This is a genomic window from Burkholderia alba, from assembly GCF_034721475.1.
In the GTDB taxonomy this organism is placed as follows: Bacteria; Pseudomonadota; Gammaproteobacteria; order Burkholderiales; family Burkholderiaceae; genus Burkholderia; species Burkholderia alba.
This window is the reverse complement of record NZ_JAWJWL010000029.1, coordinates 1-25,299: the sequence shown is the minus strand read 5'-3', so window position 1 is coordinate 25,299 and position 25,299 is coordinate 1. Positions and strand designations below refer to the sequence as shown.

The window sequence follows — 25,299 nt, the reverse complement described above, 5'->3', positions numbered from 1 at the left end:
CAACGCGTGATAATCTAAATTCGCTATTCAACAGTCAAATCGAATTAACAAATCAAAAGACCGGCTGCTATCGCGGCCGATTCGATTTCATGGGCGGCATCTGCCCACGCCATCGTTCCGGGCGACCGTCCGGATAAGGAAGCCACGTGACACATCGCGAATTCAAAGAGCCGGCCGCCAGGCCGGGCGGCGGCATGATCGAACTGCCGCACCGCAGCGACGCGAACCGGTTCCTCGGTGCGCTGGGCACGGTCGAACGCGCCGCCCTCGCGGGGCATCTGCAGCTCGTTCATGTGAAGTCGGGCCAGGTGCTGTGCGAGCCCGGCGCGGCGCTCGACTATGTGTACCTGCCCGTGACGACCGTGATCTCGATCCAGTACGCGTCGTCCGACGGCATGACGCTCGAGGTCGCCGAGATCGGCAGCGAAGGGCTTGTCAGCCAGCAGCTGATCGGCAGCAACGGCGCGATGCCGTGCCGGGTCCTCACTTGCCGCGACGGCTTCTCGTACCGCTTGAGCGAACGGATGTTCTCCAGCGTGCTGCGCGAATCGGCCGAGATGCGCCGCCTGGTGTTCCTGTGCATCCAGCTGCTGATGGTGCAGGTCACGCAGATCTCGTTCTGCAGCCGCCATCACGTACTCAAGAATCAGCTGTGCCGATGGTTCATGCTTGCGTACGACCGTTCGCGCAGCGTGGAGATCCAGGTGACCCACAACATGCTCGCGCAGATGCTCGGCGTGCGCCGCGAGACCGTGACCGACGCCGCCGGCGACATCCAGAAAGCCGGCCTGATCCGCCAGTACCGCAGCTCGATCATCCTGGCCGACCTGCCCGGACTCGATGCGCAGGCGTGCGGCTGCCACACCATCATCCGCGACGAGATGAACAAGATTCTTTCAGGCAATGTCGGCGTGCTCGCCGAGTTGCGGAGCTGATTCGTCGCGCAACACGCTTCGGTCATTATTTCCGGTTTTACGGGTCCCAAGCCCGCATCGCGCACTTTCGTGTAACTGTCTGTAAGGTGACGAACAGAAGCGGCGCGGGCCCGATGGTCTACTAGCTGTCACACACCGGATGGGCATGCACTCGGGTCTTGCCCATCGGTCGGGGACCATCATCCATGCCGGAGCGCCAGGTGAAAGACGAACTGAGAACAATCATCAAGGGTGTCGCACATCTAGAAGTGCCGATCGACACCGTCGCCGACGGCGACGACCTCTACGAAGCGGGCTTGTCGTCGCTGAACACGATCCAGCTGCTGCTCGCGATCGAGAACCACTTCAACCTCGAAATTCCCGACGAGCTGCTGAGCCGTCAGCTGTTTCAAAGCATCGATTCCCTTGCCGGAGCCGTCACGCAACTGCAGCGTGCCGCGCACTCGGCATGAAGCGTTTCGATGCCGAGACCGGCGGCGAATTCGCGGCGGGAGATGGCGGTGCCGACGAGCATCTGCTCGATGATGCGGCACGCCTCGTCGCGAAGGTCGCCGCGCAATTCGCCGACGACGTCGATCGTTCCGCCCGCTTTCCGACCGAAGCCGTCGACACGATGCGCGAGCATCTGCTGCTCGGCGCGATGGTGCCGAAAGATCTGGGCGGGCGCGGCGCATCGCTCGCCGCCGTCGCCTCCGCATGCAGGATCATCGGCCACGCATGCTCGTCGGCCGCGATGATCTATGCGATGCACCAGATCCAGGTGGCCTGCGTCGTCGAACACGCGTTGTCGGACGGCTGGCATCGCTTGTTTCTCAAGCAGCTGACGCAGCGCGAATGGCTGCTGGCGTCGGCGACTTCCGAGGAGGAGGTCGGCGGCAACCTGCGCAACAGCCGTTGCGCCATCGAGGCGCAGCAGGGTGCGTTCACGCTGCAGAAACTCGCGCCGACCATTTCGTACGGCGCGCACGCCGACGCGATTCTCGCCACCGCGCGGCGCGATGCCGCCGCGCCGCCGGCCGAGCAGGTGATCGTCACGCTGCTGAAGGAAGACATCACGCTCACGCGCCGCAGCGGCTGGGATACGTTCGGCATGCGCGGCACCTGCAGCGAAGGCTTCGCGCTCGACGCGCGCGGCCAGCTCGGCCAGCTGTTCCCCGTGCCGTTCGCCGCAGTCGCCGAGCAGACGATGGTGCCGACCTCGCACATCCTGTGGGCGGCGGTGTGGACCGGCATCGCCGAGGACGCCTTCCGCCGCGCGCATCAGTTCTTCCGCGCCCAGACGCAGAAGGCGGGCAGCGCGCTGCCGCCGTCCGCGCGCCGCATCGCCGACGCGCTCGCGCTGCTGCAGGCCATGGAGGCGCGTATCGACGGCGCGCTGCGTCTGCACGCGAACTGCACGTCGCGCACCTGGTCGGCTTCGATGGCGCACGCGGCCGAGCTCAACACGCTCAAGACCTATGTGTCCGCCACCGCGCTCGAGGTCGTGTCGCACGCGATGATGATCTGCGGGATGGCGTCCTACAAGAACGGCACGCCGTATACGCTCGGCCGGCATCTGCGCGACCTGCATTCCGCGCCGCTGATGATCAGCAACGACCGCATCGAAGCCAACACGGCCAACCTTTTGCTCGCGTTGCGCCCGGCATCGCTGGAGAGAGATTCGTGAACGACATGACCATCCAATCCCCGTCGGCGCAAACCGCGGCGGCCGATGCACCGATCGACCGCGCGGGCGTCAATGCGCTGCGCGACGAACTCGTCGCCGCCGGTCTGCTGATTCCGACCGGCGTGCAGGGTCTGTTCGGCCGCAGCGAACGCTTCGAGCGCATCGTGGAGGCGCTGGACGCCTACATCACGCGTATCGGCGCGGACCAGCAGGCGGAAGTGATGCGCTTTCCGCCGGCGATGAGCCGGCCCGAATTCGAACGCAGCGAGTACCTGAAGAGCTTCCCGCAGCTCGCCGGCACCGTGCACAGCTTCTGCGGCAGCGAGCACGATCAGCAGCGCGTGCTGCAATGCCTCGATCGCGGCGAGGACTGGACCGGCTATCAGAAGCCGACCTACGTCGTGATGACGCCGGCCGCATGCTATCCGGTGTACCCGGTGATCGCGCAACGCGGCGCGCTGCCCGAGGACGGCCGCATCGTCGACGTCTTCTCGTATTGCTTCCGCCACGAGCCGTCGCTCGATCCGACCCGGATGCAACTGTTCCGGATGCGCGAATACATCCGCATCGGCACGCCCGAGCAGATCCTCGCGTTCCGTCAGAACTGGATCGAGCGCGGTACCCGGATGATCGAGTCGCTGCAGTTGCCGAACAGCATCGATCTCGCCAACGATCCGTTCTTCGGGCGCGGCGGCAAGATCGTCGCGAACAGCCAGCGCGAACAGAATCTCAAGTTCGAACTGTTGATCCCGATCGAGCACGACGGCCGGCTGACCGCCTGCCTGAGCTTCAACTACCACATGGATCACTTCGGTCTGCTGTGGGGCATCAAGACGGCCGCCGCCGACGTCGCGCACACGGGCTGCGTCGGCTTCGGCCTCGAGCGCCTGACGCTCGGCCTGCTCCGTCACCACGGCTTCGATCTCGACCAGTGGCCTCAGGCGGTGCGCGACGTGCTGTGGGGGCGGCAATGAACGCCTGCGCGCTCGCAGCGCCCGCGGGCGCCTCGCTGGACGACCTGTTCGTCGATATCCGGCATCGTGCGAAGCACTATCGCCCGCACCCGCTGCACGGGCCGCAGATGGTCTGGAAGCAGACCAACTGCTACGTCGATCTGTGGATCGAGGTGCTCGGCTGGTGGGGGCTCAACCCGTATCCGGCGTTGCCGTTCGCGGTCACGCTCGATTTCGAGGGCGACCAGTTCTCGTTCTTCAAGTTTCCGCTCGAGGATCTGGAAGCGCTGTACGGCGTCGTCGTGCAGGAGCACGCGATCTTCGAACCGGTCGACATCCACGTCGAACAGCAGGTCGCGCGCGGCAACCTGATGCTCGTCGAGGTCGACGCGTGGTATCTGCCGGATACGCGCGGCGCCAGCTACCGGATGGAGCATACGAAGACGACCATCGGCATCGACGCGATCGACCGCGAACAGCGCCGGGTCGGCTATTTCCACAACAGCGGCTACTACCTCGCCGAAGGCGACGACTACGACGGCCTGTTCGGCGCCTCCGCTGTGCCCGGACGGCTCGCGCCGTACGTCGAACGCGCGACGCGCCGCTTCGCGCCGCTCGAGGAGCGGGCGCTGTGCGACGCGTCGCTCGGCTTGCTCCGCCGCCACCTGAAACGGCTTCCGGCGCGCAACCCGATCGCGGCGTTCCGCAGCCGTCTCGCCATCGACGCACAGGCCATCGCGTCGCGGCCGATCGGATTCTTCCACGCCTACTCGTTCAACACGGTGCGACAGCTCGGCGCGAATTTCGAGCTGTTCGGCCGCTATCTGCGCTGGCTCGAAGCAAGCGGCTGCAGCGGTCCGTTCGATTCGCTGACCGCCGCGTGCGACACGATCGCGTCGGAATCGATGGTGCTCGAATTCCGGCTCGCGCGCGCCTGCGCGCGCGGCAAGGAAGAGCGCGGCGACAGCAGCCTCGACATCCTCGAGCGCGCCTACACGTCGCTGATCGACGGCGTCGCCGCGATCTCGCCTCCCGCCAGGATTGAACCGGAGACGCCGTTCGGCAGGTCGTCGGCGCCGCCCAGGACTGCTTCGCCCGTTCGATGAGCTCCGCGCCGGACAGCCTGGCGCGACTCGGCGCCGGGTGGACCCTCTGCGCGAGTGCCGCGGGCGCCGTCGCCCGGCCCTCGGCACTCGCAAGCACCGGCTGGTGCGACGCACCGGTGCCCGGAACGGTCGCGCAAGCGCTCGCCGCCGCGCAGCGCTTCGATCCCGCCGCGCCCTATCCGCTCGGCGACAGCGATTACTGGTATCGCACGGCACTGCGCGGCGCCGGCCCGCGCCTGCTGCGGCTGCAGGGTCTCGCGACGATTGCCGAGGTGTGGCTCGACGACATGCTCGTGCTGCGCTCGGACAGCATGTTCGTCGCGCACGAAATCGACGTGACGCTGACGGGAACCAGCGTGCTGTACCTGTGCTTCCGTTCGCTGAACCGGCACCTCAAGGAGGCGCCGCCGTCCGGCCGCGCCCGCTGGCGCACCCGCCTCATCGATTCGCCGGGGCTGCGCGCAGTCCGCACCACGCTACTGGGCCACATGCCCGGCTGGTTTCCGTCGATCGAACCGATCGGCCCGTGGCGCGCGGTCGAACTGATCGACCCGGCCGCCAGCCCCGCCGTCCTGCGCCACGCGCTGCGCGCCCGTGTCGACGGCCGCGACGGCGTGCTCGACGCGACCGTCGAATTCACCGCCCCGCTCACCGCCTTGCACGATGCCCGCCTCGTCTGCGGCGGCCACTCGGTTCCGCTCGCGCGGACCGGCCCCCGCACCGGCCACGCCGAACTGACGATCAGGGACGTCGCGCGATGGTGGCCGCATACCCACGGCGAGCCCGCGCTGTACGACGTCGCGCTCGAACTGAACGGCGTGCGAACGCCGCTCCGCAAGACCGGTTTTCGCGAGATCGCCGTCGAGCGAGGCGACGACGGCCGGGGCTTCGCGCTGTCGGTGAACGGCATCCCGGTGTTCGCGCGCGGCGCGTGCTGGACGAGCGCCGATCCGGTGCGCCTCCACGCGGAGCCGGCCGCCTACCGGCACGCACTCGAACTCGCGCGCGACGCGGGCTTCAACATGATCCGGCTCGGCGGGACGATGACCTACGAGGCCGACGCGTTCTATGCGTTGTGCGACGAACTGGGCCTGCTGGTCTGGCAGGATTTCATGTTCGCGAACTTCGATTATCCCTCGGCCGACGCGCGCTTCATCGACGCCGTCGGACAGGAGGCGCGGCAGTTCCTCGCACGCCACGCGCAAAGCCCGTGCATCGCCGTGCTCTGCGGCGGCAGCGAGATCGCGCAGCAGGCCGCGATGGTCGGCCTGAGCGCCGCGCAGCGGCAAGTCCCCCTCACCGCGCATCTGCTCGCCGAGCTGGCCGCCGCGTACCGCCCCGACGCGATCTACGTGAGCGACTCGCCGCACGGCGGCGTGCTGCCGTTCAGCCCGCGCGACGGCGTATCGCATTACTACGGCGTGGGCGCCTATCTTCGGCCGCCGGAAGACGCCCGCCGCGCCGACGTGCGCTTCGCGAGCGAATGCCTGGCGTTCGCCAACGTGCCGTGCGACGCGACCCTCGCCGCGATCGGCTCCCCCGCCCCGCACGAACCCGCATGGAAACGCGCCGTGCCGCGCGATCGCGGCGCACCGTGGGATTTCGACGACGTCCGCGATCATTACCTGCAGACGCTCTACGGCATCGCGGCCGCGCCGCTGCGCAGCCGCGACCCGGCCCGCTACCTCGCGCTGTCGCGCGCCGTGGTCGCCGATCTCGTCGGCGAGACGCTGTCCGAATGGCGGCGCGCCGGCTCGCGCTGCGCGGGCGCGCTCGTCTGGCAGTACCAGGACGTGATGCCCGGCGCGGGCTGGGGGCTCGTCGACGCGCACGGTCTGCCGAAATCCGCGTGGCATGCGTTCAGGCGCGTATCGCAGCCCCGGCAGATCCTGCTGACCGACGAAGGGCTGAACGGCGTCGACGTCCATGTGCTGAACGACACGCCCGCGCCGCTCGACGCGCGCGTCGAACTGGTCGCGCTGCGCGACGGCCGCACGCCGGTCGCCCGCGCCGAACGCATGCTGCGGGTGGCACCGCACGCGAGCCATTGCCTGTCGTCGGCCGACCTGCTCGAACGCTTCTTCGATTTCACCTATGCGTACCGGTTCGGACCGCGCGAGCACGACAGCGTCGTCGCCTCGCTGTATGCAACCGACGGCACGCTGCTGTCGCAGGCGTTCCATTTTCCGGAGCGCACCGCCGCCGGCGTGTTCGAACCGCGCGATCTCGGCCTCGAGGCCCGCACCGTGTGCCGCGACGGCCGATGGTGGGTCGAGCTGGAGACGCGCCACCTCGCCCGCTACGTCCATCTCTGCGCGCCGGGCTGGTTCGCGCGGGACGACTGGTTCCATCTCGCGCCGGGTGCCGCCGCGCGGATCGAACTGATCGCGGCGCCCCCCTCTTGCCTATTTCCAGACGCGGTCACCGCGCAATCCAATCGGCCGTCCGATCCGCTACCGATCGAAGTCCGTGCCATCAATTCGAACAAGACCATTCGCCCGAGGACAGAAAATTGAGACCAATCCAATTCAACGATTGCCTGGGATGGCTGCACGAGGGACGCACGGCGCACGGCGTCGTACTGTGCGAACCGCTGGGGCATGAAGCGCTGTGGACCCACAAGCTGATCCGCGCCATCGCGGAGCGCCTGGCGGACCGCGGCCTCTGGGTATTGCGCTTCCACTATCCGTCGAGCGGGGATTCGGCGGGCGACGATCTGGCGCCGGACCGCTTCCGCAGCAGCCTCGCGAGCATTCGCGGCGCGATCCGCACGCTGCGCGCGAGCGCCCGGCTCGAGCACCTGACGCTGGTCGGCATTCGCACGGGCGCGGCCTTCGCGCTGCTCGCGACGGCGGGTGCCGACGAGGAGACGGACGAACCGGGCCAGGCCGCGCCGGACGTCGATGCGCTCGTCGCGCTCGCGCCGGTGGTGCGCGGGCGCGCGTATCTGCGCGAGCTGTCGCTGGTCCAGCAGCGCTGGCTCGACACCGCGCCGCCCGCCGTGCGGACCGGGCATCACGACGAACCGTGGCTCAACATTCTCGGGCACCGCTATCCCGCCGATCTCGTCGACGCGCTGAGAACGGTCAATCTGTGCGACGCGGTCGCCGCCGCGCGGAACCTGCCCCGCACGGCCTTGCTCGCCGACACCGAGTACGGCGCCGGCCCCGCGCTGCGCGGCGCGCTGCAAGCGCGCGGCGTGGCGGTCGACAGCGAGATCTTCGACGAATGGTCGACGACGCTGCAGGAAGGCGCCCGCTCGCGTCTGCCGCTGCGCATGCTCGACACGCTCACGCGCTGGATCGCGGGCGACGCGCCCGCCGCTGCGCCCCTGCACGCCGCGGCCCCGGAGCCGCCCATCGCATTCGCATCGAACGGCCGGGTCGAACGGCTCGTGCGGATCGGCCCGGACCGGCTGGTCGGCATGCTGTGCGAACCCGACGAGCACGCGCCGGCCCGCACCGACGTACCGCTGCTCCTGATCGCCAACACCGCCGCGAATCCGCGCAGCGCGGACGGCCGGATCGCGGTCCGGCTCGCGCGCACGCTTGCGCGGCACGGCATCTCGTCGCTGCGGATCGACGTCAACGGCATCGGCGACAGCGGCCCGCATGCGCCGGACGACCAGTCGGTCGCGCTGTACGCCGAACGGACCATCGCCGACGTCGCGATCGCCGCCGACTGGCTCGCGGCGCATGGCCATCGCCCGGTCGTCGCGTTCGGCGTATGCAGCGGCGCCTACTCGTCGCTGCACGCGGCCGCGCGCTCGCCGTCGCTGGCGGGCGTGATCGCGGTCAACCTGCCGCGCTTCATCTGGCCCCTCGGCATGACGCTGGATGACGCGCTCCGACAGCAGACCAATTCGGCGCGCGGCTATCTCGCGTCGCTGCGCGACCGGCGCAAATGGCGACGGCTGCTGCGCGAGCGGCGCGATCTGCGGCCGGTCTTCGGTGCGCTGCAGCGGCTCGTCGTCGCACGCCTGCGCGTGCCGGCGGCGCGCATCGCGGAGCGGGTCGGCGTCTCGCCGAAGCCCGGCACGCCGCGCGGCCTGATGCGCGAGCTCGAGCATCGCGGCGTGCGCACCGCGTTCGTCTACGGCGAGTACGATCCGGGCGTCGACGAGCTGAGCCGTCATTTCGGCTCGTCGAGCCGCGCGTTCAAGGAATACCGGCAAGCCAGCGTCACGAAGATCCGCGATCTCGACCATTCGGTCTACGGGTCGGCCGCGGCCGAGACGGTGATCGCGCTGTGCGTGGAAACGCTGACGAGTTGGCCGGGAAAAGTCGCCGGGGCGCTGTCGCCCCTTCAGGCGGCCGATAAGAAACGCCGCGCGTCGCGCACGGCGTCGGCCTGATCGCCGGGTCGGGACGCGCGGCCGCCGGGCCGTGACGGTCCCGGCGCCGCGTCGGCGTCAGGTGGACGAAGCGGTGTTGCGCGGGCGCTCGATGCCGTACGCCTCCATCCAGCGGTATAGCGTCGCGCGCGAGATACCGAGTTCGCGTGCGGTGCCCGCCAGGCGGCCGCGATTGCGCAGCAGCGCCAGTTCGATCACTTCGCGCTCGATCGATTTCCTGATGGCCGCCACCGACAGCGGTGCGGCCTCGATGCAATGCTCGAGTTCGAGATCGTGCGCGGTGATGAGCCGCCCCTCGGCCATGACGAGCGCGCGGCGCACGCGGTTGATCAACTCGCGTACGTTGCCCGGCCAGTCGTGCTTGTACAGCACCGAGATCGCATCGGTCGAGAAACCCCGCACGCGGTGCCGCGCATCCGCCTTGAAGCGTTCGAGCATGTGACGCGCGAGCAACTCGATATCCTTGCCGCGCGCGCGCAACGGCGGCTGATCGATGCGTAGCACGCACAGCCGGTGAAACAGGTCGGCACGGAAGCGGCCTTCGTTCATCGCGCCGCGCAAGTCGACGTGCGTCGCCGACACGATGCGCACGTCGACCGGCACGGGGTCGCTACCGCCCAAACGGTGAATCGTCCGCTCCTGCAGAAATCGCAGCAGGCTCGCCTGGCTTTCGAGCGGCAGGTCGCCGATCTCGTCGAGCAACAGCGTGCCGCCGTTGGCGGATTCGACATGCCCGATCTTGCGCATGCTCGCCCCGGTGAACGCGCCGCGTTCGTAGCCGAACAATTCCGATTGCAGCAGATGCGGCGGAATCGCGCCGCAGTTGACGGCGACGAACGGCCCCGCGCGCCGCGCGGAATTCTGGTGGATGGCCGCGGCGGTCAGTTCCTTGCCGGTCCCGGTTTCGCCGGAGACCAGCACCGGCGCGTCGGTGCGCGCGATGCGCCGCACCGTCTCGAACAGCTGCAGCATCGCATCGCAGGTGCCGATCATGCCTTGCTCGGCCGTTGCGAGGGGCACCGCGCTCGGCGCGAACAGACACTCCATTCCGTACGCATGGCCGACCGCGTCCGCGATCCGCTGGGGCGACGCGGGCAACGTGATGTAGTCGAAACAGTAGTCGCGCAGCAGCGCCCGCACTTCCGGCACGGTTGCCTGATGCGATTCGATGAGCGCCACCCACGCGACATTGCGCAGCGCGGCGCACACGGCCGCGACGCCGCCCAGCTCGCCGCTCGGCACGGCGCTCAGATCGAGAATCCCGCCCGTGACTTCCCCGGCCGGTTGCCGAACCTGATTCGCGCCCGAGACAACGGACACCTTCCAGTCGCGCCGTGCGAGCTCCTTGCGCAGCAGCATCGACGCTGCATGCGTCCAGTAAATCAGCGGGCGCTGTTGGGAAGATCTCCGAGTGAGACCCCCGATGATCGCGCTCGTCGTCATTGGTGCCTCCATAATGAACTGACCCTGTCTACTCCACGACTCTAACCTTTGAGAGCACCGAGCGAGTCAGCGCGGGCACGCACGCGCGCCTTCGCGTTGAACGGCTGAAGAGGGACTGGCGGCCCGACCGGGCACGGCCAATTAACGCCGGCGACGCGCGGCGGTCAGACTCCGCCGTGCACGCGCAGCGCATCGCGCAATGACCGGCTGTCCGTCCCCGTCTGTATGCGAAGCCAGGACATAATCCGGGCTGCGCCCGTCCGAATCGTTCGGGAGCGCACATCAGATGCCTCGTTGGTCTGTCTATGAATTATTTGATTTCGCAAAGAACGCGGCGGCGGCGTTTAACGGCCGGGCCTCTTCATCTGCGGTACGTCACAGGAATTGCAGTCAGCCATGCAGGAAATCCAGGACAACACCAAGCCAACATGCACGAAGATCGAAACATGTGCTGAACGCCCTGGTCAGGCTGGGTGCGCCTGCTTCGATCGGACGATTGTGCGAACCGCCACACAATCCATATTCACTACGCCTTCGGGGTGACCTTATTGCGGCATGCTTATGAAATTGACTGTGGAAGTTACTCTACCATTCACTCTCTTTAGCGATTCAATTCACAACGCTGATTTGACGATCGTTGACCATTGCATAATCGATTGCGATGAATACCGACAGCCAATCCCTTTGGCGCCCGCCGATTGTGTAACGTGCTCCCCGTAATAACTGTGAACGAGTGAAACAGCCCGTTCTCCGCTATTTATCGTAGGAAACGGCTCGCGCCCGTCCGCGATGCCCGCGCACCCGGTTCATGCGGATTCAACGAATATCGTCGAACCAGACCCGGCTCCATTCCGCCATTTTCGGCGCATTAACCGAGATCCACGCGCTGACCGGCGCAGTGCGGCCATAACTCAGCACGACGATCGCGAAAGCCGCGGCGGCGAAACAGACCGTCGCGCGCGCATGCGCGGAACGGGCCGCCGCACGCGGCACCGCCGCCGTGCGATCACCGGCCGGCCCGGCCGCGTCGCGAAGCACACCGCGCGCAACCCGCATCCGCCGCAGCGTCATGGCCGCCACGCCGGCGCCGAGCACGCCGCCCGACACGATTTCCGACCACGAATGGAAGCCGAGCAGCACTCTCGACAAGCCAATCGCCAGCGCGAACGACAAGCCGCCCCAAGCTGCGGCCCGCACCCGTTCGTCGCGCGCGCAGATCGCCGCGACGAGCGGATAGACCGCCGCGCTCAACATCGTGTGGCCGCTCACGCCGGTGAACTGCAGCGCATCGATGCCGATCCCCCATCCCGCATAAACGAACTTGCTCAGCGCGACCAGGCCGACGGCGCACGCCATCCCCGCGCCCCATTCGATCGCGGCGCGGCGGCGGCCGGTCGCCGCCAGCCAGCCCAGCACCGCGGCGGCAAGCGGCGCCGTCATGTACGGATCGCCGAAATGGGTCAGAAATAGCAGTAATGACATGGCGGGTCGTCAATGGGCAGCCGCGCGCGCTCAGGCGCGCGCGAGCTTCCCGTCGTGAGGATCGACGGGCAGCGATGCGGCGGCGTCCGCGCCGGCCTCGCGCTCCGATGCGCCCGTCTGCGCGTCGAGTTCGGCGCGCAGGCGCGCATAGCCGTCCATCACGAGTCGCGAGAACGCCGAGCGAAACCCCGCGGCGCTGAAGCGCTCCGCATTCGCGCGGCACGCGCGCGGATCGAAGGCGCCCGGCGGCATCGCCTCGAAGCGCGTCAGCGCATCGAGCAGCGAATCGGCCGTCTGCTCCGGATAGAACAATCCGGTCGGCGCGGCGCCCGTCGCGCGCACCGATTCGCATACGCCGCCCTTGCCGTAGGCGATCACCGGCGTGCCGCACGCCTGTGCCTCGACCGGCGAGATGCCGAAGTCCTCTTCCGCCGCGAACACGAATGCCTTCGCGCGCTGCAAATGGTCGTGCAGCACATCGAACGGCTGATAGCCGAGCAGCGTGACGTTCGGCCCCGCGAGCGCGCGGATCTTCGCCATCTCCGGCCCGTCGCCGATCACGACCAGCCGGCGCTCGGGCGTCCGCGAGAACGCCGCGACGATCAGGTCGATCCGCTTGTAAGGCACGAGGCGCGATGCCGTCAGATAGAAATCGTCCTTGTCGGCGCGCAGCGCCAGATGCTCGACGTCGACGGGCGGGTAGATCACCGTCGCGTCGCGCCGGTAGGTCTTGCGGATACGCCGTGCGACGAAGCGCGAATTCGCGGCGAGCACGTCGACGCCGTTGGCCGAGCGCGCGTCCCAGTTGCGGATGTAATGCAGCAGCGTGCGCGCCAGCACCGACTTGGCGCCGCGCGCGAGCCCCGCCTCGTTCAGATACTGGTGCTGCAGATCCCACGCATACCTCACCGGGGAGTGCACATAGCTCACGTGCAGCTGATCTGGCCCGTTCAACACGCCCTTCGCGACCGCATACGAACTGGAGAGAATCAGGTCATAGCCGGACAGGTCGAACTGCTCGATCGCGAGCGGGAACAGCGGCAGATAGCTGCGGTACTTCGCCTTGGCGAACGGCAGCTTCTGAATGAACGAGGTACGCACCGGCCGGCCGCGCAGGCACGAACGGTCGTCCAGAAAATCGACAAGGCTGAAGATGTCGGCCTGCGGAAAGCAATCGATCATCTGAGCGAGCACGCGCTCGGCGCCGCCGTGTACCACCAGCCAGTCGTGAACGATTGCTACCTTCAAATACGGCATCCTTGTTTTCGCTTCTGTTCTGAATCGAATACAGCCTGTTTCGCGCCCGACGGCACTCTCGGGCCGTCATTCGCCTTTCCGTCATTATCCGAACAAGCCCCCTTCTTCTATGTGCGGAACCGCACAGTATTCCCGCATTGCTCACCGATCCCTGCCGAAACGGCGCGAATCACTAAACAGTACGCTTTCGAACAGAAAAACAGAGGGTCCGTCCGTATCGTGGACGGATAGGATGAGGCTGCGTATCCCTCCTGCAGCACCTGCACATCCGGCAGATGCGGACCGCGGCCGGAAGACGAGGAATTGCCATCATGGACTGGACATGCTGCGAATTCAGACACCTGAGTTCGACCGAGCTTTACATGATCCTGCGCGCGCGCAACGCCGTTCTGGTTGTCGAGGACGCGCATACCTATCTGGATATCGACGGCAAGGATGAAGGCGCCGTTCACGTATTCGCGCTGGACAAGCGCACCGACAAACCCGCAGTCGCCGCTTACGCGCGACTGCTGGCCGGCGACGACATCGATCCGGAAACCACGATCGACCGTTGGCTGACGAGCGCCGCGCATCGCGACGACGGCACGATCGACACACTCGTCGACCACGTGCTCGCCGCGGCGCACGCCCGCTGGCCGGACGCACCGGTGCGTACCCACGCGCCGGCCCATCACGAAGCGTTCTACAACCGTTTCGGCTTTCGCAAGGTCGACGGCCCGTTCCTCGAACACGGCGCGCCGTACATCGGCATGGTCCGCCCGGTCGGCGGCACGTCGAAAGCGGTACGAACCCTGATCAAGCGCGCGAGCAGCGCGGCGCAGGCCGCCGGCATCGAATCGCGCACCGACAGCGAACGCTTTGTGTTCACCAACCGACTACCCGCCGATTCCGGGGCGAACCGATGACCGATTTCCCGAGCAAGACCACTGAACCGACCTCGTCCGACACGCCGCCGCGCATCCTCCCCGTCATTCTCGCGGGCGGTTCCGGCACCCGGCTCTGGCCGCTGTCGCGCGAGCATCACCCGAAGCAGCTGATCGACCTGATCTCCGACGAATCGCCGCTGTCCGCGACCGCGCGCCGCCTGACCGGCATCACGAACGCGGATCTCGCCGACACGCTGTTGCTCGTCTGCGGCGAACAGCACCGCTTCACCAGCGCCGCGCAGGTGAACGCGCGCGGCCTGCAGCCGCGCATCCTGCTCGAGCCGGCCGCCCGCAACACCGCGCCGGCGCTGACGCTCGCCGCGTTCGAGGCGCGCGAGCGCCACGGCGATCCGGTGCTGGTGGTGATGCCGGCCGATCATGCGGTCGCGGACACCGGCGCCTTCCAGGAATCGGTCGCTCTGGCGGCGCGCTACGCGCAGGACAACGCCATCGTCACGCTCGGCGTGCTGCCGCGGCGCGCGGAAACCGGCTACGGCTATATCAAGATCGGCGAGTCGGTGCCGGGCAGTCATGGCGCGACGGGCGGCCATGCGATCGAAAGCTTCGTCGAAAAGCCGCATCAGGAACTGGCGCAGCAATACCTGCAATCGGGCGACTACTGGTGGAACAGCGGCATCTTCGTGGTGCGCGCGTCGACCTGGCTCAACGCGATCCGGGCGCTGCAGCCGCAGATCCACGCCGCCTGCGAGTCGGCGTGGCGCAACGGCGCCCAGGAAGGTCCGTTCTTCAAGGCGGACGCCGTATCGTTCGCCGAATGTCCGTCCGACTCGATCGACTACGCCGTGATGGAACGCCTCGCCGACGCGCGCGAGCTGGGCATTCGCGGCGTGATCGTGCCGCTGACGGCGGGCTGGTCCGACGTCGGTTCGTGGGACGCGATCTGGGAAATCATGCCGAAGGACGACGCGGGCAACGTATCGCGCGGGAACGTCGTCTTCGAGGGTACCGAGGACAGCTTCGTGCGCTCCGAGGGCCGCCTGATCGCCTGCGTCGGGCTGAAGGACGTGGTGGTCGTCGAAACCGCCGACGCGGTGCTCGTCGCCGACAAGCATCGCGTCCAGGACGTCAAGCACGTCGTCACGCGGCTGAAGTCGGAGCGCCATCACGAGGTACGCGATCACCGCAAGGTACAGCGGCCGTGGGGCTACTACGATTCGATCGATCTCGGCGAGCGCTTCCAGGTGAAGCGGATCGTCGTCGAACCGGGCAAGCAGCTGTCGCTGCAGATGCACTACCATCGCGCGGAGCACTGGATCGTCGTGCGCGGCACCGCGCGCGTGACCTGCGGCGAACGGACCTTCCTGCTGAGCGAAAACGAATCCACGTACATCGCGGTCGGCACCGTGCACCGGCTGGAGAACCCGGGCAGGATTCCGCTCGAGATCATCGAGGTGCAGTCGGGCAACTATCTGGGCGAGGACGACATCGTGCGCTTCGACGACCAGTACGGCCGCGCGGGCCCGAAGCCCGCCGACGAGCCCGCGCAATTGACGGCCGCCGGCTCGCCCGCCGCCGTCGAGGCCGACGGCGGCGAACCGGTCAAGCGCGCCCGCGCGCGGACCGGCCGCTCGACACGGGCCGCGACGGCGCGGCGCAGCGGCTGAGCGCATGAAGGTCCTCGTCATCAACGACTACGCCCGCAAGGGCGGCGCCGAAGAGGTCTACCACGCCTCGGTCGACGTGCTCCGCGCGCAGCCGGGCATCGAAGTCCTGCAGTTCGACGAAACCACGCCCGGCGTGACCGCGAGCGGCGCGGCGCGCGCCTGGAACACGGGCGCCGCCCGCGCGCTCGCCGACATTCTCGAACGCGAGCGGCCGGAACGGGTGCTGGTGCACAACTATCACAACCTGCTGTCGCCCTCGATCCTGCCGGTGCTCGCGCGCTATCGGCGCCGCTCCGGCTGCCGCACGCTGCTCACCTGCCACGACTACCACCTGGTGTATTACAACCCGAGCCTGCTGACCTATCCCGACGGCCGGCCGACGCCGCTGCCGCTCGACGCGATCGCGCGCGGCTCGCTGCTCCTCAGGCGTTCGAGCCCGCGCGGCGCGCTGCACGACGTCATGAAGAAACTGCACTGGCACGCGGTCCAGACGTTCGTCCACCCCGCCCGCGCGTTCGATCTGCTGCTTTGCCCGAGCCCGTACATGCGCGAAGCGCTGGCGCGGCGCGGACTGACTCACACGGTCCTGCTGCACAATCCGGTCAGCACGTCGCTCACGCCGGGCGCACCGGTCTGCAAAGCCCGCGAGCGCTTCGATCTGGCGTTCGTCGGACGCATCGACCACGAGAAAGGGCTCGGCGAATTCCTGGCGCTCGCGGACGCAACGCGCTTCGAGAAGATCGCGTCCGTCACGGTGTACGGCGACGGAGGCGAGCGCGCCGCGCTCGAACGACGGCATGCGGACCTGATCGCGGCCGGGCGGTTGCGGTTCGCGGGCCGGCTCGATCAGGCGTCGCTGTTCGCCGCATTGCGTCACCACGACGCGCTCGTCCTGCCGTCGGTCTGGGCCGAGAACGCGCCGCTCGTGATCGTCGAGGCGGCGATGCTCGGCCTGCCGGTACTGGTTCACGACATCGGCAGCCTCTCCAGCTTCGGCGACGAAATCGGCAACAAGATCCGCTACACGCAAACCGCCGACAGTCTCGGCCGCGCGCTCGACACGCTGGGCGCCCACCTGCGCGACCCGAACCGGCGCTACGACTGGTCGCTGTACACTCGACGGCATTACGCGGCCTCCCTGAGCGCGGCCCTGGAATTGAACACCGCCGACGTAGACGAGCTCACCCCCCAATGCATCTGACCGTTTCACCCCGGCTCGCCGCGCACGCAGCACGCATCCGCCGCCCGCTGCCGCCCGCGCGGCGCGGAGGTATCGCGTGACGACCGTCCGCAAGAACTTTCTGCTGCTGATGACGCTGCAGATCTCGACCTATATCGTGCCGCTCGTCACGCTGCCGCTGCTGACGCGCGTGCTCGGCCCGGAAGGTTACGGGCAGCTGTCGTTCGTGCTCGCCGTCGTCACCTACTTCATCAACTTCACGAATTACAGCTTCGACCTCACCGCGACGCCCCGCATCACGCTCGCCCGCGACAACCGCACCGAACGGTCGCGGATCTTCTGGGCAACCTTCCTCGCGCAGCTCGCGATCACGGTGATCGGCTTCGCGGTCCTGCTCGGGCTGACCTTCGCGATCCCGCGCTTCGCGTTCGAACGCACCTTGCTGATGATCGGCTTCGGCATGACGGTGGGCGCGGCACTGACGCCGGGCTGGTACTTCCAGGGCATCCAGAAGCTGCGCATCTACAGCATGACGCTGTTCGCGTGCCGCCTGCTGAGCGTCCCCGCGATGTTCCTGTTCGTGCACTCGCCCGCGGACCTGATCGCGGCCGTCACGATCAACGCCGCGGTGCCGCTCGTGTGCGGCGTGCTCGTGTTCGGCTACCTGGTCGCGCACCGCGAGATCGAATTCGTGCGGGTCGGCACGGCCGACATCGCCGCATCGCTCAAGGGCGGCTGGCAGGTGTTCCTCGCGTCGACGTCGATCGCGTTCTACGCGTCGACCAACACGGTGCTGCTCGGCTTCGTATCGGGCAACGTCGCGGCCGGCTACTTCGCGGCGGGCGACAAGCTGATCCGCGCGGCGATCAGCCTGCTCCAGCCGCTGAAGGCCGCCGCCTATCCGCACGTCAGCTACCTGATGCACCACGCGCGCGAGGACGCAATGGCGTTCCTGCGCAAGCTGCTCGTCGTTCAAGGGGCCATGGTGCTCGCGATCTCGCTGGCGATCTTCTTCTTCGCGCCGCTGGCGGTGAAGATCCTCTACGGCCCGAGCTATGCGCCGACGGTCGGCGTGCTGCGCTGCATGGCGTTCATCCCGTTCATGGCCGGCATGACCGACCTGTTCGGGGTTCAGACCATGCTGCCGCTCGGCATGAAAACCGCGTTCAGCCGAATTCTGATCTCGTCCGGCATCCTGAATGTCGCGCTGCTGCCGCTGCTCGCGAAGTTCTTCGCCGAGCAAGGCGCGGCGGCGGCCGTGCTGATCGCCGAGACATCGGTGGCGGCGGCGCTCGCTTACGTCCTGTACCGGCAGCGCGTCGAGCTGTTCGGGCGGCCGGCGCCGCGTCAGCGCTAGACGGCGTCGCCCGGGGCGTCCCGGCGCCGGGGCGCCCCGCCCCATCCTTGCTTCGTTCCCCTTCCCGCTCCCGGACGACCCGCTGTCAGACGCCCCATGCCTCGTTCCACGGCATCGGCCGGCCGATGTAGTAGCCCTGCGCGTAGTCGACGCCGAGCGCGCTGAGCTTCTGCAGCGTGGCGGCACTGTCGACGTACTCCGCGACGGTCTTGCAGTTCATCGCATGCCCGATGTCGTTGATCGACGCGATGATGCCGAGGTTCGCCGGGTTGCTCGCCAGATCGGTCACGAAGCTGCCGTCGATCTTCAGGTACTCGACCGGCAGCTGCTTCAGATAGCCGAACGATGACATGCCCGCGCCGAAATCGTCGAGCGCGAACCGGCAGCCGAGGGCCTTCAGCTCGCGGATGAAGCGGGAAGCGCCGTCGAGGTTCACGATCGCGGCGGTCTCGGTGATCTCGAAGCAGACCAGTTGCGCGGGCACGCCGGTACGCTCGAACTGCTCCCGGACGAAGGCCAGGAAGCGCTCGTCGCCGACCGACGCGCCGGACAGGTTGATCGCGTATTCGGAGAACCGCCGCCGAGGGATCCTGGCCAGCGATTCGAGCACGGTGCGGACCACCCAGCGGTCGATCTCGGTCATCAGCCCATATCGTTCGGCGGCCGGAATGAACAGCCCCGGCGGGGCAATCTCGCCGCCGTGCGTGCCGCCCAGCGAGCCCATGCGCAGCAGCAGTTCGCCTCGGCAGCCGGGCTGCGCGCCGCCGCCGGAATGCGCGCGGGTATCGACGATCGGCTGCACGTACAGACAGAAGTCGCCGAATTTGAGCGCCTGCCTGACCCGGCTGCTCCACGACACGTCGCTGATGTGGTGCGCGAGCGTGCGGTCGAGCGGGTCCGCCAGCTGTACGCGATTGCGGCCGCGTTCTTTCGCGACGCCGCATGCCAGATCGGCGAGCCGTACCGCGTCCTCGATCCGCCAGTCGTGCTCGCCGGCGCGCAGGATCGTGACGCCGATGCTCACGGTGACCGGGAACGGCTGACCGTCCCACACGAACACGAAGCCGTCGAGCGTGGCGCGCAGGCGCTCCGCGCTGCGCTCGATCTCCGCGTCGCTCGCGCCGTGCAACAGAATGCAGAATTCGTCGCCGCCGAACCGGGCGATCACGTCGTCCGGCCCGAGGCACGCGGTGAAGCGGCCCGCGATTTCGCGCAGCATCGCGTCGCCCGCCGCGTACCCGCACGTGTCGTTGACCAGCCTGAAACGGTCGAGATCGAGAAACAGCAGCGCACCGGCGTGTCCGTTGCCGCGCGCGCAGGCGCTCGCGAAATGCCGCTCGAATTCCGCGCGGTTGACGAGCCCCGTCAGCGTGTCGTGCGCGGCCTGCCACGCCAGCTGGCGCACGAACTCGCGTTCGCGCACGAGACTTTGCAGCACCAGTACCTGCCCGCCGCGCGGCGTGGCGCCGGAACGTGTCGCCGCGCTGTCGATCGACGCGGCGGTTGCGCGCACCGCAAGCTCGTCGCCGTCGACGCGGTGCAGCAGCACTTCGAGCGAATGGCCGCCCGGCGGTTCGTCCGGCGCAGGGTCGCCGGGCGGCCCGGTCCGCGCGCCACCGTCGTCGCGCGGCAGTTGCAGCGTGGTGATCAGCGGACGGTCCCGGCAATCGCCGGCGCACGGCGCGATCAGCGGCTCCGCGTTCGGGCTCGCGCCCGCCACGCGTCCGGGGCCCTCCTCCACGGTGACGCCGCCGGCCATCGTCACGCGCGCTGCCCGCGCGCGCGCTTCGCTCAGCGCCAGCGCGGCTTCCATCTCGCCGATCCACGCGAGCAGCCGGCGCAGCTGCAGCCAAGGCAGCAGCACCAACGTGCCCAACGCGGCCAGGCTGATCATCAGGATCAGGATCGACGTATCGCGCAACGTGTCGCGGCGCCAATCGGTGCCAGGCGGCACGAGCGCGTCCGCGTCGGCGGGCGATCCGTTCCAGCGCCTGTCGTGCCGCCACGCAAGCGTCAGCGGCTCGGCGCAGGCGACCGGGTCCGATCCCGTCCACCGCGACCGGCGCACCCCGTCCGCGTGCGGGTCCGCCGCCCCGAGCGTCGCATCCATCGCGCGCGGAACGGCCGGCGCGCCGTCGAAACCGTAGCGGGCGCCACCCGGACGCCAGGGTCCGATCGCCGTGCCCGGATACCGGAAGCAGACGATCGGGCCGGCCATCCGCGCGGGTTCGCTCGACACCTCGCGCACGGCGATGGGCAGCGCGACACCGAGCACCAGCACGCCGAACAGAACGAACGCGGCGGCGGCGACGGGCCAGATCAGGCGAAGGAGCCGGGTATTCGGAGTGCCGGACGGTTGGGACAGGACGCTATCCATCGACGCATACCCGGAAGTCGAAGGCCGCTACGCGTTCATGGAAGCGGCGGGACCATGGAGAAGTGACGCATTCAAACTGCAAACGAAGTCCGTTTCATTGACATTCAATGTCAATGCATCATCCGTCACCTGTAAATCAGAGTATGTTGTCTGGATAACCCAACTTAATATAAATGAATTAACTATCCGGCATACTGCCCGAATCCGCCCGCCACGTGGGGATTTCGGCCGCTAAACAACCGTTCTCCGCAACGAAAATACGGTCCGCGGCGGCGCCCTTCCCACCGGGCTGTTCTCAATAAATCCCGCCCGCACGAGAATCCTTAATTACTTCGACACATGTGGGTATATCAAAAATTAATAATCCAAACTAAAGTGCCCGCGTCTCGCGAAGTTTCGATGCCGGAGCCACACCCCGGGGAAATAAAAAGCGACGATCGTCCTTATTGAACACCGCGACACGCACCAGCAGGAAACAATGCCCCGGCGGCGTCAGCGTCGGTAGCCCGGATCGATCCCGTCGACGATGCGCTGCAGCGCATCGAATGCATCCTGCCCCGCGCCGTACTTCGGATCGAAGTTGAGCGAATCGCGTACGCATCCTTCGAGCACCGGCGCGTCGATATCGAGCGCGTCGCCGATCGCGTGAGTCGCGACCTGCACTTCGCATGCGCGATTGAGCAGCCACATCATCGAGAAGGTTTGCGCCAGGCCGCGGCCGATCGTCACCGGTCCGTGATTGCGGAGCAGCAGCACCGGCTTGCCGCCCGCGCTCGCGACGATGCGCCGCCCCTCGTCGAGCCGCACGGTGACGCCCTCGAAATCGTGATACGCGATCTTGCCGTAGAGCTGCGCCGCGTAGAAATTCGAGAACGCCAGCCCGCCGCGCGACGAGCAGACCGCCATGGTCGGCGTCGTGTGCACGTGCATCACGCAATGCGCGTCGGGCAGCGTTTCGTGGATCGCCGCGTGAAACGTGAAGCCCGCCGGGTTGATCGGCCAGTCCGCATGGCCGATCACGTTGCCGTCGATATCGATCTTGACGAGATTCGACGCGCAGACCTCGCGATAGTGCAGCCCGAACGGATTGATGAGGAAATGGCCCGGCTCGTCCGGCACCCGCAGCGAGATGTGGTTGTAGATCAGTTCGGTCCAGCCGAGATGATCGAAGATACGGTAGGCGGCGGCCAGCTGGACGCGGGCCTGCCATTCCGCATCGCCGAAGCGCTGCGGGCGGACGAAGGGCAGATTCGGGGGGTGGTTCATGTCGGGCGTCCTGATCGGTCGGGCGGCCGCGCGGCGTGCGCACTGCCCCGTTGTCGGTCGAACCTGCCGCCGGCTATGCTGCGCTGTCCCGGGGACGGACGCGCCGGTTCGGCAACCTGTTCACGATACGCGCAAGCGCGTGCGCGGACCAACGAGCTTTTCTTATGGACCTTTGCGAAGACCACTATGAATATCAGCCTGAGACAGCTGCGCGCCTTCGTCGCCGTCGCGCGCCACGGCGGCTTCACCGAAGCGTCGCGCGAAGTGCATCTGACGCAGTCCGCCCTGAGTCTGCTCGTCAAGGAGCTCGAGGCGGACCTCGGCTTCCGCCTGTTCGACCGGACCACGCGCAAGGTAAGCCTGTCGCAGCCCGGCGCGGAATTCTTCCCGCTCGCCGAGCGGATTCTCGACGATCTGCGCATCGCGGTCCGGAACGCGTCAGGCGTCGCGATGCTCAAGCGCGGGATCGTGCGCGTCTGCGCGCCGCAGATCGTCGCCTGCACGCTGTTGCCGCAGGCGATCGCCGCGTACCGCGAACGTTTTCCCGACATCTCGATCCGGCTCATCGACACGCTGCTCGACACCATGCTGAACCCGGTGATCAGCGGCGAGGCCGACTTCGCGATCGGCCCGGATCTCGGCGCCGACGATTACCTCGCGAAGCGGCCGCTGTTCAAGAGCGCGCACGTCGTCTGGTGTCCGCCCGATCATCCGCTCGCGGCGAGACGCGCAGTCGGATGGGAAGCGCTGGCCGACTACCCGCTGGTGGCGACGGGCAGCGATTTCGCGACCCGCGTGCTGCCGCTGCTGCGGGACCGGCGGCCGCACCTCGCGCTGACGATCGCGCACGACGCGGCGTTCGTCACGACAGGCTTCGGCCTCGTAGCCGCCGGGCTCGGCATCAATGTCGGCCCCGACTACATCGGGCCGCTCGCGCGCAGCTTCCGGCTGACGCAGGTCGGATTGCGCGCGCCCGTCATCGCGAGCACCGTGTCCGCGTTTCATCGCCGCGACCGGGCGCTGTCGCCCGCCGCCGCGAGCTTCCAGGATTTCGTCGCGGCATATCTCATCGAACAGCGCGGCGGCCGAGCGAAACGCTCCGCGCGCGGGCGCGCGTCGTAACGCATCGGCATGCGCCGGACCGGCCGTTTAAAGTTTTTATCCGGCGAATCATTCCAATTATCATAAGAAATCGCCGAATCAATTTCATTACTTCACAGCGACGATGCGATTCGACCGGATGAATACCCCGATATGCGCCGGCCGCTATTCGCACACCGGTTTATCCGCGTCGATCGGCAATGCGCCATTCATCGAGCGAAGCCGGGCCGCCGCGCGCCGCGGCCCGATGCATTCATCGACCGCGGCGCGCCGCCGCATCGCGGCAAGCGCTCGCCAATCGCGCTGCAGCGCCGCATCGCGATGCACACATGCACTTCGTCCGTGCACGTTCACGCAGGCATGCACCGCCATCCGACCAAATGGCTCCATTTAAACGAAACGTATCGCCGGGCCATTATCATGAATTTGTAATTCACCACGAAAGACATTGAAAGAAATCACATATTTCTACTGCGACGCAATGCGGCCTTCATCACATTTCGTTCGTTGTGCTTGAATAAATATCGCGGCTTTTTTCAGAAATCAATTGACGGTGTTTTTGGCTTGTATAAGCTGGGTCACAGGTTAACGTCTTGTTTACGCGGCGAGCCCAGCCGGATCCGCATCGCCAGGCCCGTTGCAGCATGACGCCCGACCCGCGCGCCGCGTGCCGCTCGAAGCCTCATGCATGCCCGCAACGCGCCTGGTACTCCAACATCACATATCGAGTGCAATCGTGAGAGTCCGTGGCCCTCTGGTTAGGTGGGATCGCAATCAGCCGGTGAAGCCTTGCCGTGCCGATGGCGCCATCGCCGGCGGCAGTAGCGGCAGGTTTGCGTCTCGCCGGTTTCTGTCCGTCTTCACGATCCTGTCCCGTCGCTCCGTGCGGCGTCACAACGCCGTCTCCGCGCGTGCGTGCATCGCCGTCCACATCGACGAAGTCGCCTCGCTACTGCCGTAGCGCCTCTCTCGCCTTTCGCTCGCTTCGCTCCCGCTTCCCGCGCCGGCCGCACCGCGTCCGCGGCGAGGGATCCGCACGCGCCGTCTCCGTCCTCGCATCGACGTCGCGCCCGAGCTGAACCGAACGATCTTCATGCTTTCGAGACATAGCGCCATCCCGCGGTTCCGACCGGATTCAGCGCGCCGTCCAGCGGCCCCGCACGCGATGCGGGGCCGCCGGGTCGAGTCGCGTCCGCGGATTGGCATCGTTCTCCAACGAATCCATCGAGTGATCCGTTCCGCCATGAAACGACAAACGCCTGCCTTCATCGCCCATTCCTCGCGACGCGCCGCCATGCGCGCCGCGCGCGCCGCCGGGAGTCCGACATGAACGCCGCGACCGACATCGACGATTTTCTGCGCCAGTACCGCATCACCGAAATCGAAGCGATCATCCCCGACATGGCGGGCATCGCCCGCGGCAAGATCATCCCCCGCAACAAATTCCAGTCCGGCGAGTCGATGCGGCTGCCGCAGGCCGTAATGATCCAGACCGTCACCGGCGAGTATCCGGAAGACGGCTCGCTGACGGGCGTGACCGACCCCGACATGGTGTGCGTGCCCGACCCGTCGACGATCCGCCTGATTCCGTGGGCCGTCGATCCCACCGCGCAAGTGATTCATGACAGCGTGCATTTCGACGGCACGCCGGTCGAGATCTCGCCGCGCTACGTGCTGCGCCGCGTACTCGACCTCTACAAGGCGAAGGGCTGGACGCCCGTGGTCGCGCCGGAGCTGGAGTTCTACCTCGTCGACATGAACAAGGATCCCGATCTGCCGCTGCGGCCGCCGGTCGGCCGCACCGGGCGCGCGGAAACCGGCCGCCAGTCGTATTCGATCGAGGCGGTGAACGAATTCGATCCGCTGTTCGAGGACATCTACGAGTACTGCGAAATGCAGGGCCTCGACATCGACACGCTGATCCACGAAGTGGGCGCCGCGCAGATGGAGATCAACTTCCAGCACGGCGACGCGCTAGGCCTCGCCGACCAGGTGTTCCTCTTCAAGCGCACGGTGCGCGAGGCGGCGCTGCGGCACAACATGTACGCGACCTTCATGTCGAAGCCGATGGAGGACGAGCCGGGTTCGGCGATGCACATCCACCAGAGCATCATCGACGATGCGACCGGCACCAACCTCTTCACCGGCGCGGACGACCAGCCCACCCCTATGTTCTACGGGTTTCTCGCCGGATTGCAGAAGTACACGCCGGCGCTGATGCCGATCTTCGCGCCGTACATCAATTCGTATCGCCGGCTGTCGCGCTTCATG

The 25,299-nt window shown here is 67.4% G+C and carries 20 protein-coding genes; 14 read left to right on the top strand and 6 right to left on the bottom strand.

Features of this window, described 5'->3' with window-relative positions; translation table 11 throughout:
• Nucleotides 1-146 precede the first annotated feature (146 nt).
• From RZR99_RS26650 to RZR99_RS26620, 7 genes are all read left to right on the top strand, one after another.
• On the top strand, nt 147-935 hold the full coding sequence (locus tag RZR99_RS26650; protein ID WP_323122776.1) for a Crp/Fnr family transcriptional regulator: 789 nt from the start codon (nt 147-149) through the stop codon (nt 933-935).
• 200 nt (nt 936-1,135) lie between these two features.
• Entirely contained in the window at nt 1,136-1,387 is a 252-nt protein-coding gene (locus tag RZR99_RS26645) for an acyl carrier protein (protein ID WP_323122775.1), read from the top strand.
• A complete protein-coding gene (locus RZR99_RS26640) occupies nt 1,384-2,601 on the top strand; it encodes an acyl-CoA dehydrogenase family protein (protein ID WP_323122774.1) in 1,218 nt (405 codons plus the stop codon). The genes RZR99_RS26645 and RZR99_RS26640 overlap by 4 nt, the downstream gene beginning before the upstream one ends.
• Entirely contained in the window at nt 2,598-3,575 is a 978-nt protein-coding gene (locus tag RZR99_RS26635; RefSeq protein ID WP_323122773.1) for an amino acid--[acyl-carrier-protein] ligase, read from the top strand. Before RZR99_RS26640 ends, RZR99_RS26635 begins: the two co-directional genes overlap by 4 nt.
• A complete protein-coding gene (locus tag RZR99_RS26630) occupies nt 3,572-4,660 on the top strand; it encodes a DUF1839 family protein (protein WP_323122772.1) in 1,089 nt (362 codons plus the stop codon). Before RZR99_RS26635 ends, RZR99_RS26630 begins: the two co-directional genes overlap by 4 nt.
• Entirely contained in the window at nt 4,657-7,176 is a 2,520-nt protein-coding gene (locus RZR99_RS26625) for a glycoside hydrolase family 2 protein (protein WP_323122771.1), read from the top strand. The genes RZR99_RS26630 and RZR99_RS26625 overlap by 4 nt, the downstream gene beginning before the upstream one ends.
• Nucleotides 7,173-9,014 (top strand): alpha/beta hydrolase, encoded by a 1,842-nt coding sequence (locus RZR99_RS26620; RefSeq protein WP_323122770.1) that lies wholly within the window; start codon nt 7,173-7,175, stop codon nt 9,012-9,014. The genes RZR99_RS26625 and RZR99_RS26620 overlap by 4 nt, the downstream gene beginning before the upstream one ends.
• 57 nt (nt 9,015-9,071) lie before the next feature.
• On the opposite strand, the gene RZR99_RS26615 is transcribed toward RZR99_RS26620, so the two are convergent.
• The 3 genes from RZR99_RS26615 to RZR99_RS26605 form a co-directional block, all read right to left on the bottom strand.
• On the bottom strand, nt 9,072-10,457 hold the full coding sequence (locus RZR99_RS26615; protein ID WP_323122769.1) for a sigma-54 dependent transcriptional regulator: 1,386 nt from the start codon (nt 10,455-10,457) through the stop codon (nt 9,072-9,074).
• A gap of 816 nt (nt 10,458-11,273) precedes the next feature.
• On the bottom strand, nt 11,274-11,939 hold the full coding sequence (locus RZR99_RS26610; protein WP_323122768.1) for a phosphatase PAP2 family protein: 666 nt from the start codon (nt 11,937-11,939) through the stop codon (nt 11,274-11,276).
• A gap of 30 nt (nt 11,940-11,969) precedes the next feature.
• Nucleotides 11,970-13,187, bottom strand: a complete 1,218-nt coding sequence (locus RZR99_RS26605; RefSeq protein WP_323122767.1) for a glycosyltransferase family 4 protein — start codon at nt 13,185-13,187, stop codon at nt 11,970-11,972.
• 320 nt (nt 13,188-13,507) lie between these two features.
• On the opposite strand from RZR99_RS26605, the gene RZR99_RS26600 reads away from it, so the two are divergent.
• The 4 genes from RZR99_RS26600 to RZR99_RS26585 all read left to right on the top strand — a co-directional run bounded on the left by RZR99_RS26600 (nt 13,508) and on the right by RZR99_RS26585 (nt 18,284).
• Nucleotides 13,508-14,101, top strand: coding sequence for a GNAT family N-acetyltransferase (locus tag RZR99_RS26600; protein ID WP_323122766.1), 594 nt, complete (start codon nt 13,508-13,510; stop codon nt 14,099-14,101).
• Nucleotides 14,098-15,747: a mannose-1-phosphate guanylyltransferase/mannose-6-phosphate isomerase gene (locus RZR99_RS26595; RefSeq protein ID WP_323122765.1), complete on the top strand. Its 1,650-nt coding sequence runs from the start codon at nt 14,098-14,100 to the stop codon at nt 15,745-15,747. The genes RZR99_RS26600 and RZR99_RS26595 overlap by 4 nt, the downstream gene beginning before the upstream one ends.
• 4 nt (nt 15,748-15,751) lie before the next feature.
• Nucleotides 15,752-16,948: a glycosyltransferase gene (locus tag RZR99_RS26590; RefSeq protein ID WP_323122764.1), complete on the top strand. Its 1,197-nt coding sequence runs from the start codon at nt 15,752-15,754 to the stop codon at nt 16,946-16,948.
• A 76-nt stretch (nt 16,949-17,024) separates the two neighbouring features.
• Nucleotides 17,025-18,284, top strand: a complete 1,260-nt coding sequence (locus RZR99_RS26585; RefSeq protein ID WP_323122763.1) for a flippase — start codon at nt 17,025-17,027, stop codon at nt 18,282-18,284.
• An 85-nt stretch (nt 18,285-18,369) separates the two neighbouring features.
• Here the strand turns inward: RZR99_RS26585 and RZR99_RS26580 are convergent, their stop codons facing one another.
• Together RZR99_RS26580 and RZR99_RS26575 are read right to left on the bottom strand one after the other, a co-directional pair.
• Nucleotides 18,370-20,661: a putative bifunctional diguanylate cyclase/phosphodiesterase gene (locus tag RZR99_RS26580; RefSeq protein WP_323122762.1), complete on the bottom strand. Its 2,292-nt coding sequence runs from the start codon at nt 20,659-20,661 to the stop codon at nt 18,370-18,372.
• Nucleotides 20,662-21,153: 492 nt separating this feature from the next.
• Nucleotides 21,154-21,927 carry a class II aldolase/adducin family protein gene (locus RZR99_RS26575; protein WP_323122761.1) on the bottom strand — a complete coding sequence of 258 codons (774 nt, stop codon included), beginning with the start codon at nt 21,925-21,927 and terminating at the stop codon, nt 21,154-21,156.
• Between the two features lie 186 nt (nt 21,928-22,113).
• Between RZR99_RS26575 and RZR99_RS26570 the strand changes: the two genes are divergently transcribed.
• Nucleotides 22,114-23,049 (top strand): LysR family transcriptional regulator, encoded by a 936-nt coding sequence (locus RZR99_RS26570; protein ID WP_323122760.1) that lies wholly within the window; start codon nt 22,114-22,116, stop codon nt 23,047-23,049.
• Between the two features lie 144 nt (nt 23,050-23,193).
• Here RZR99_RS26570 and RZR99_RS26565 read toward each other — a convergent pair whose 3' ends face one another.
• Nucleotides 23,194-23,400, bottom strand: a complete 207-nt coding sequence (locus RZR99_RS26565) for a hypothetical protein (RefSeq protein ID WP_323122759.1) — start codon at nt 23,398-23,400, stop codon at nt 23,194-23,196.
• A 382-nt stretch (nt 23,401-23,782) separates the two neighbouring features.
• Between RZR99_RS26565 and RZR99_RS26560 the strand changes: the two genes are divergently transcribed.
• The gene (locus tag RZR99_RS26560) at nt 23,783-23,989 is read left to right on the top strand and encodes a hypothetical protein (protein ID WP_407655503.1); all 207 of its coding nucleotides are present in this window, start codon (nt 23,783-23,785) and stop codon (nt 23,987-23,989) included.
• A gap of 365 nt (nt 23,990-24,354) precedes the next feature.
• On the top strand, nt 24,355-25,299 hold a 945-nt coding region (locus RZR99_RS26555), incomplete at its 3' end, for a glutamine synthetase family protein (protein ID WP_323122757.1).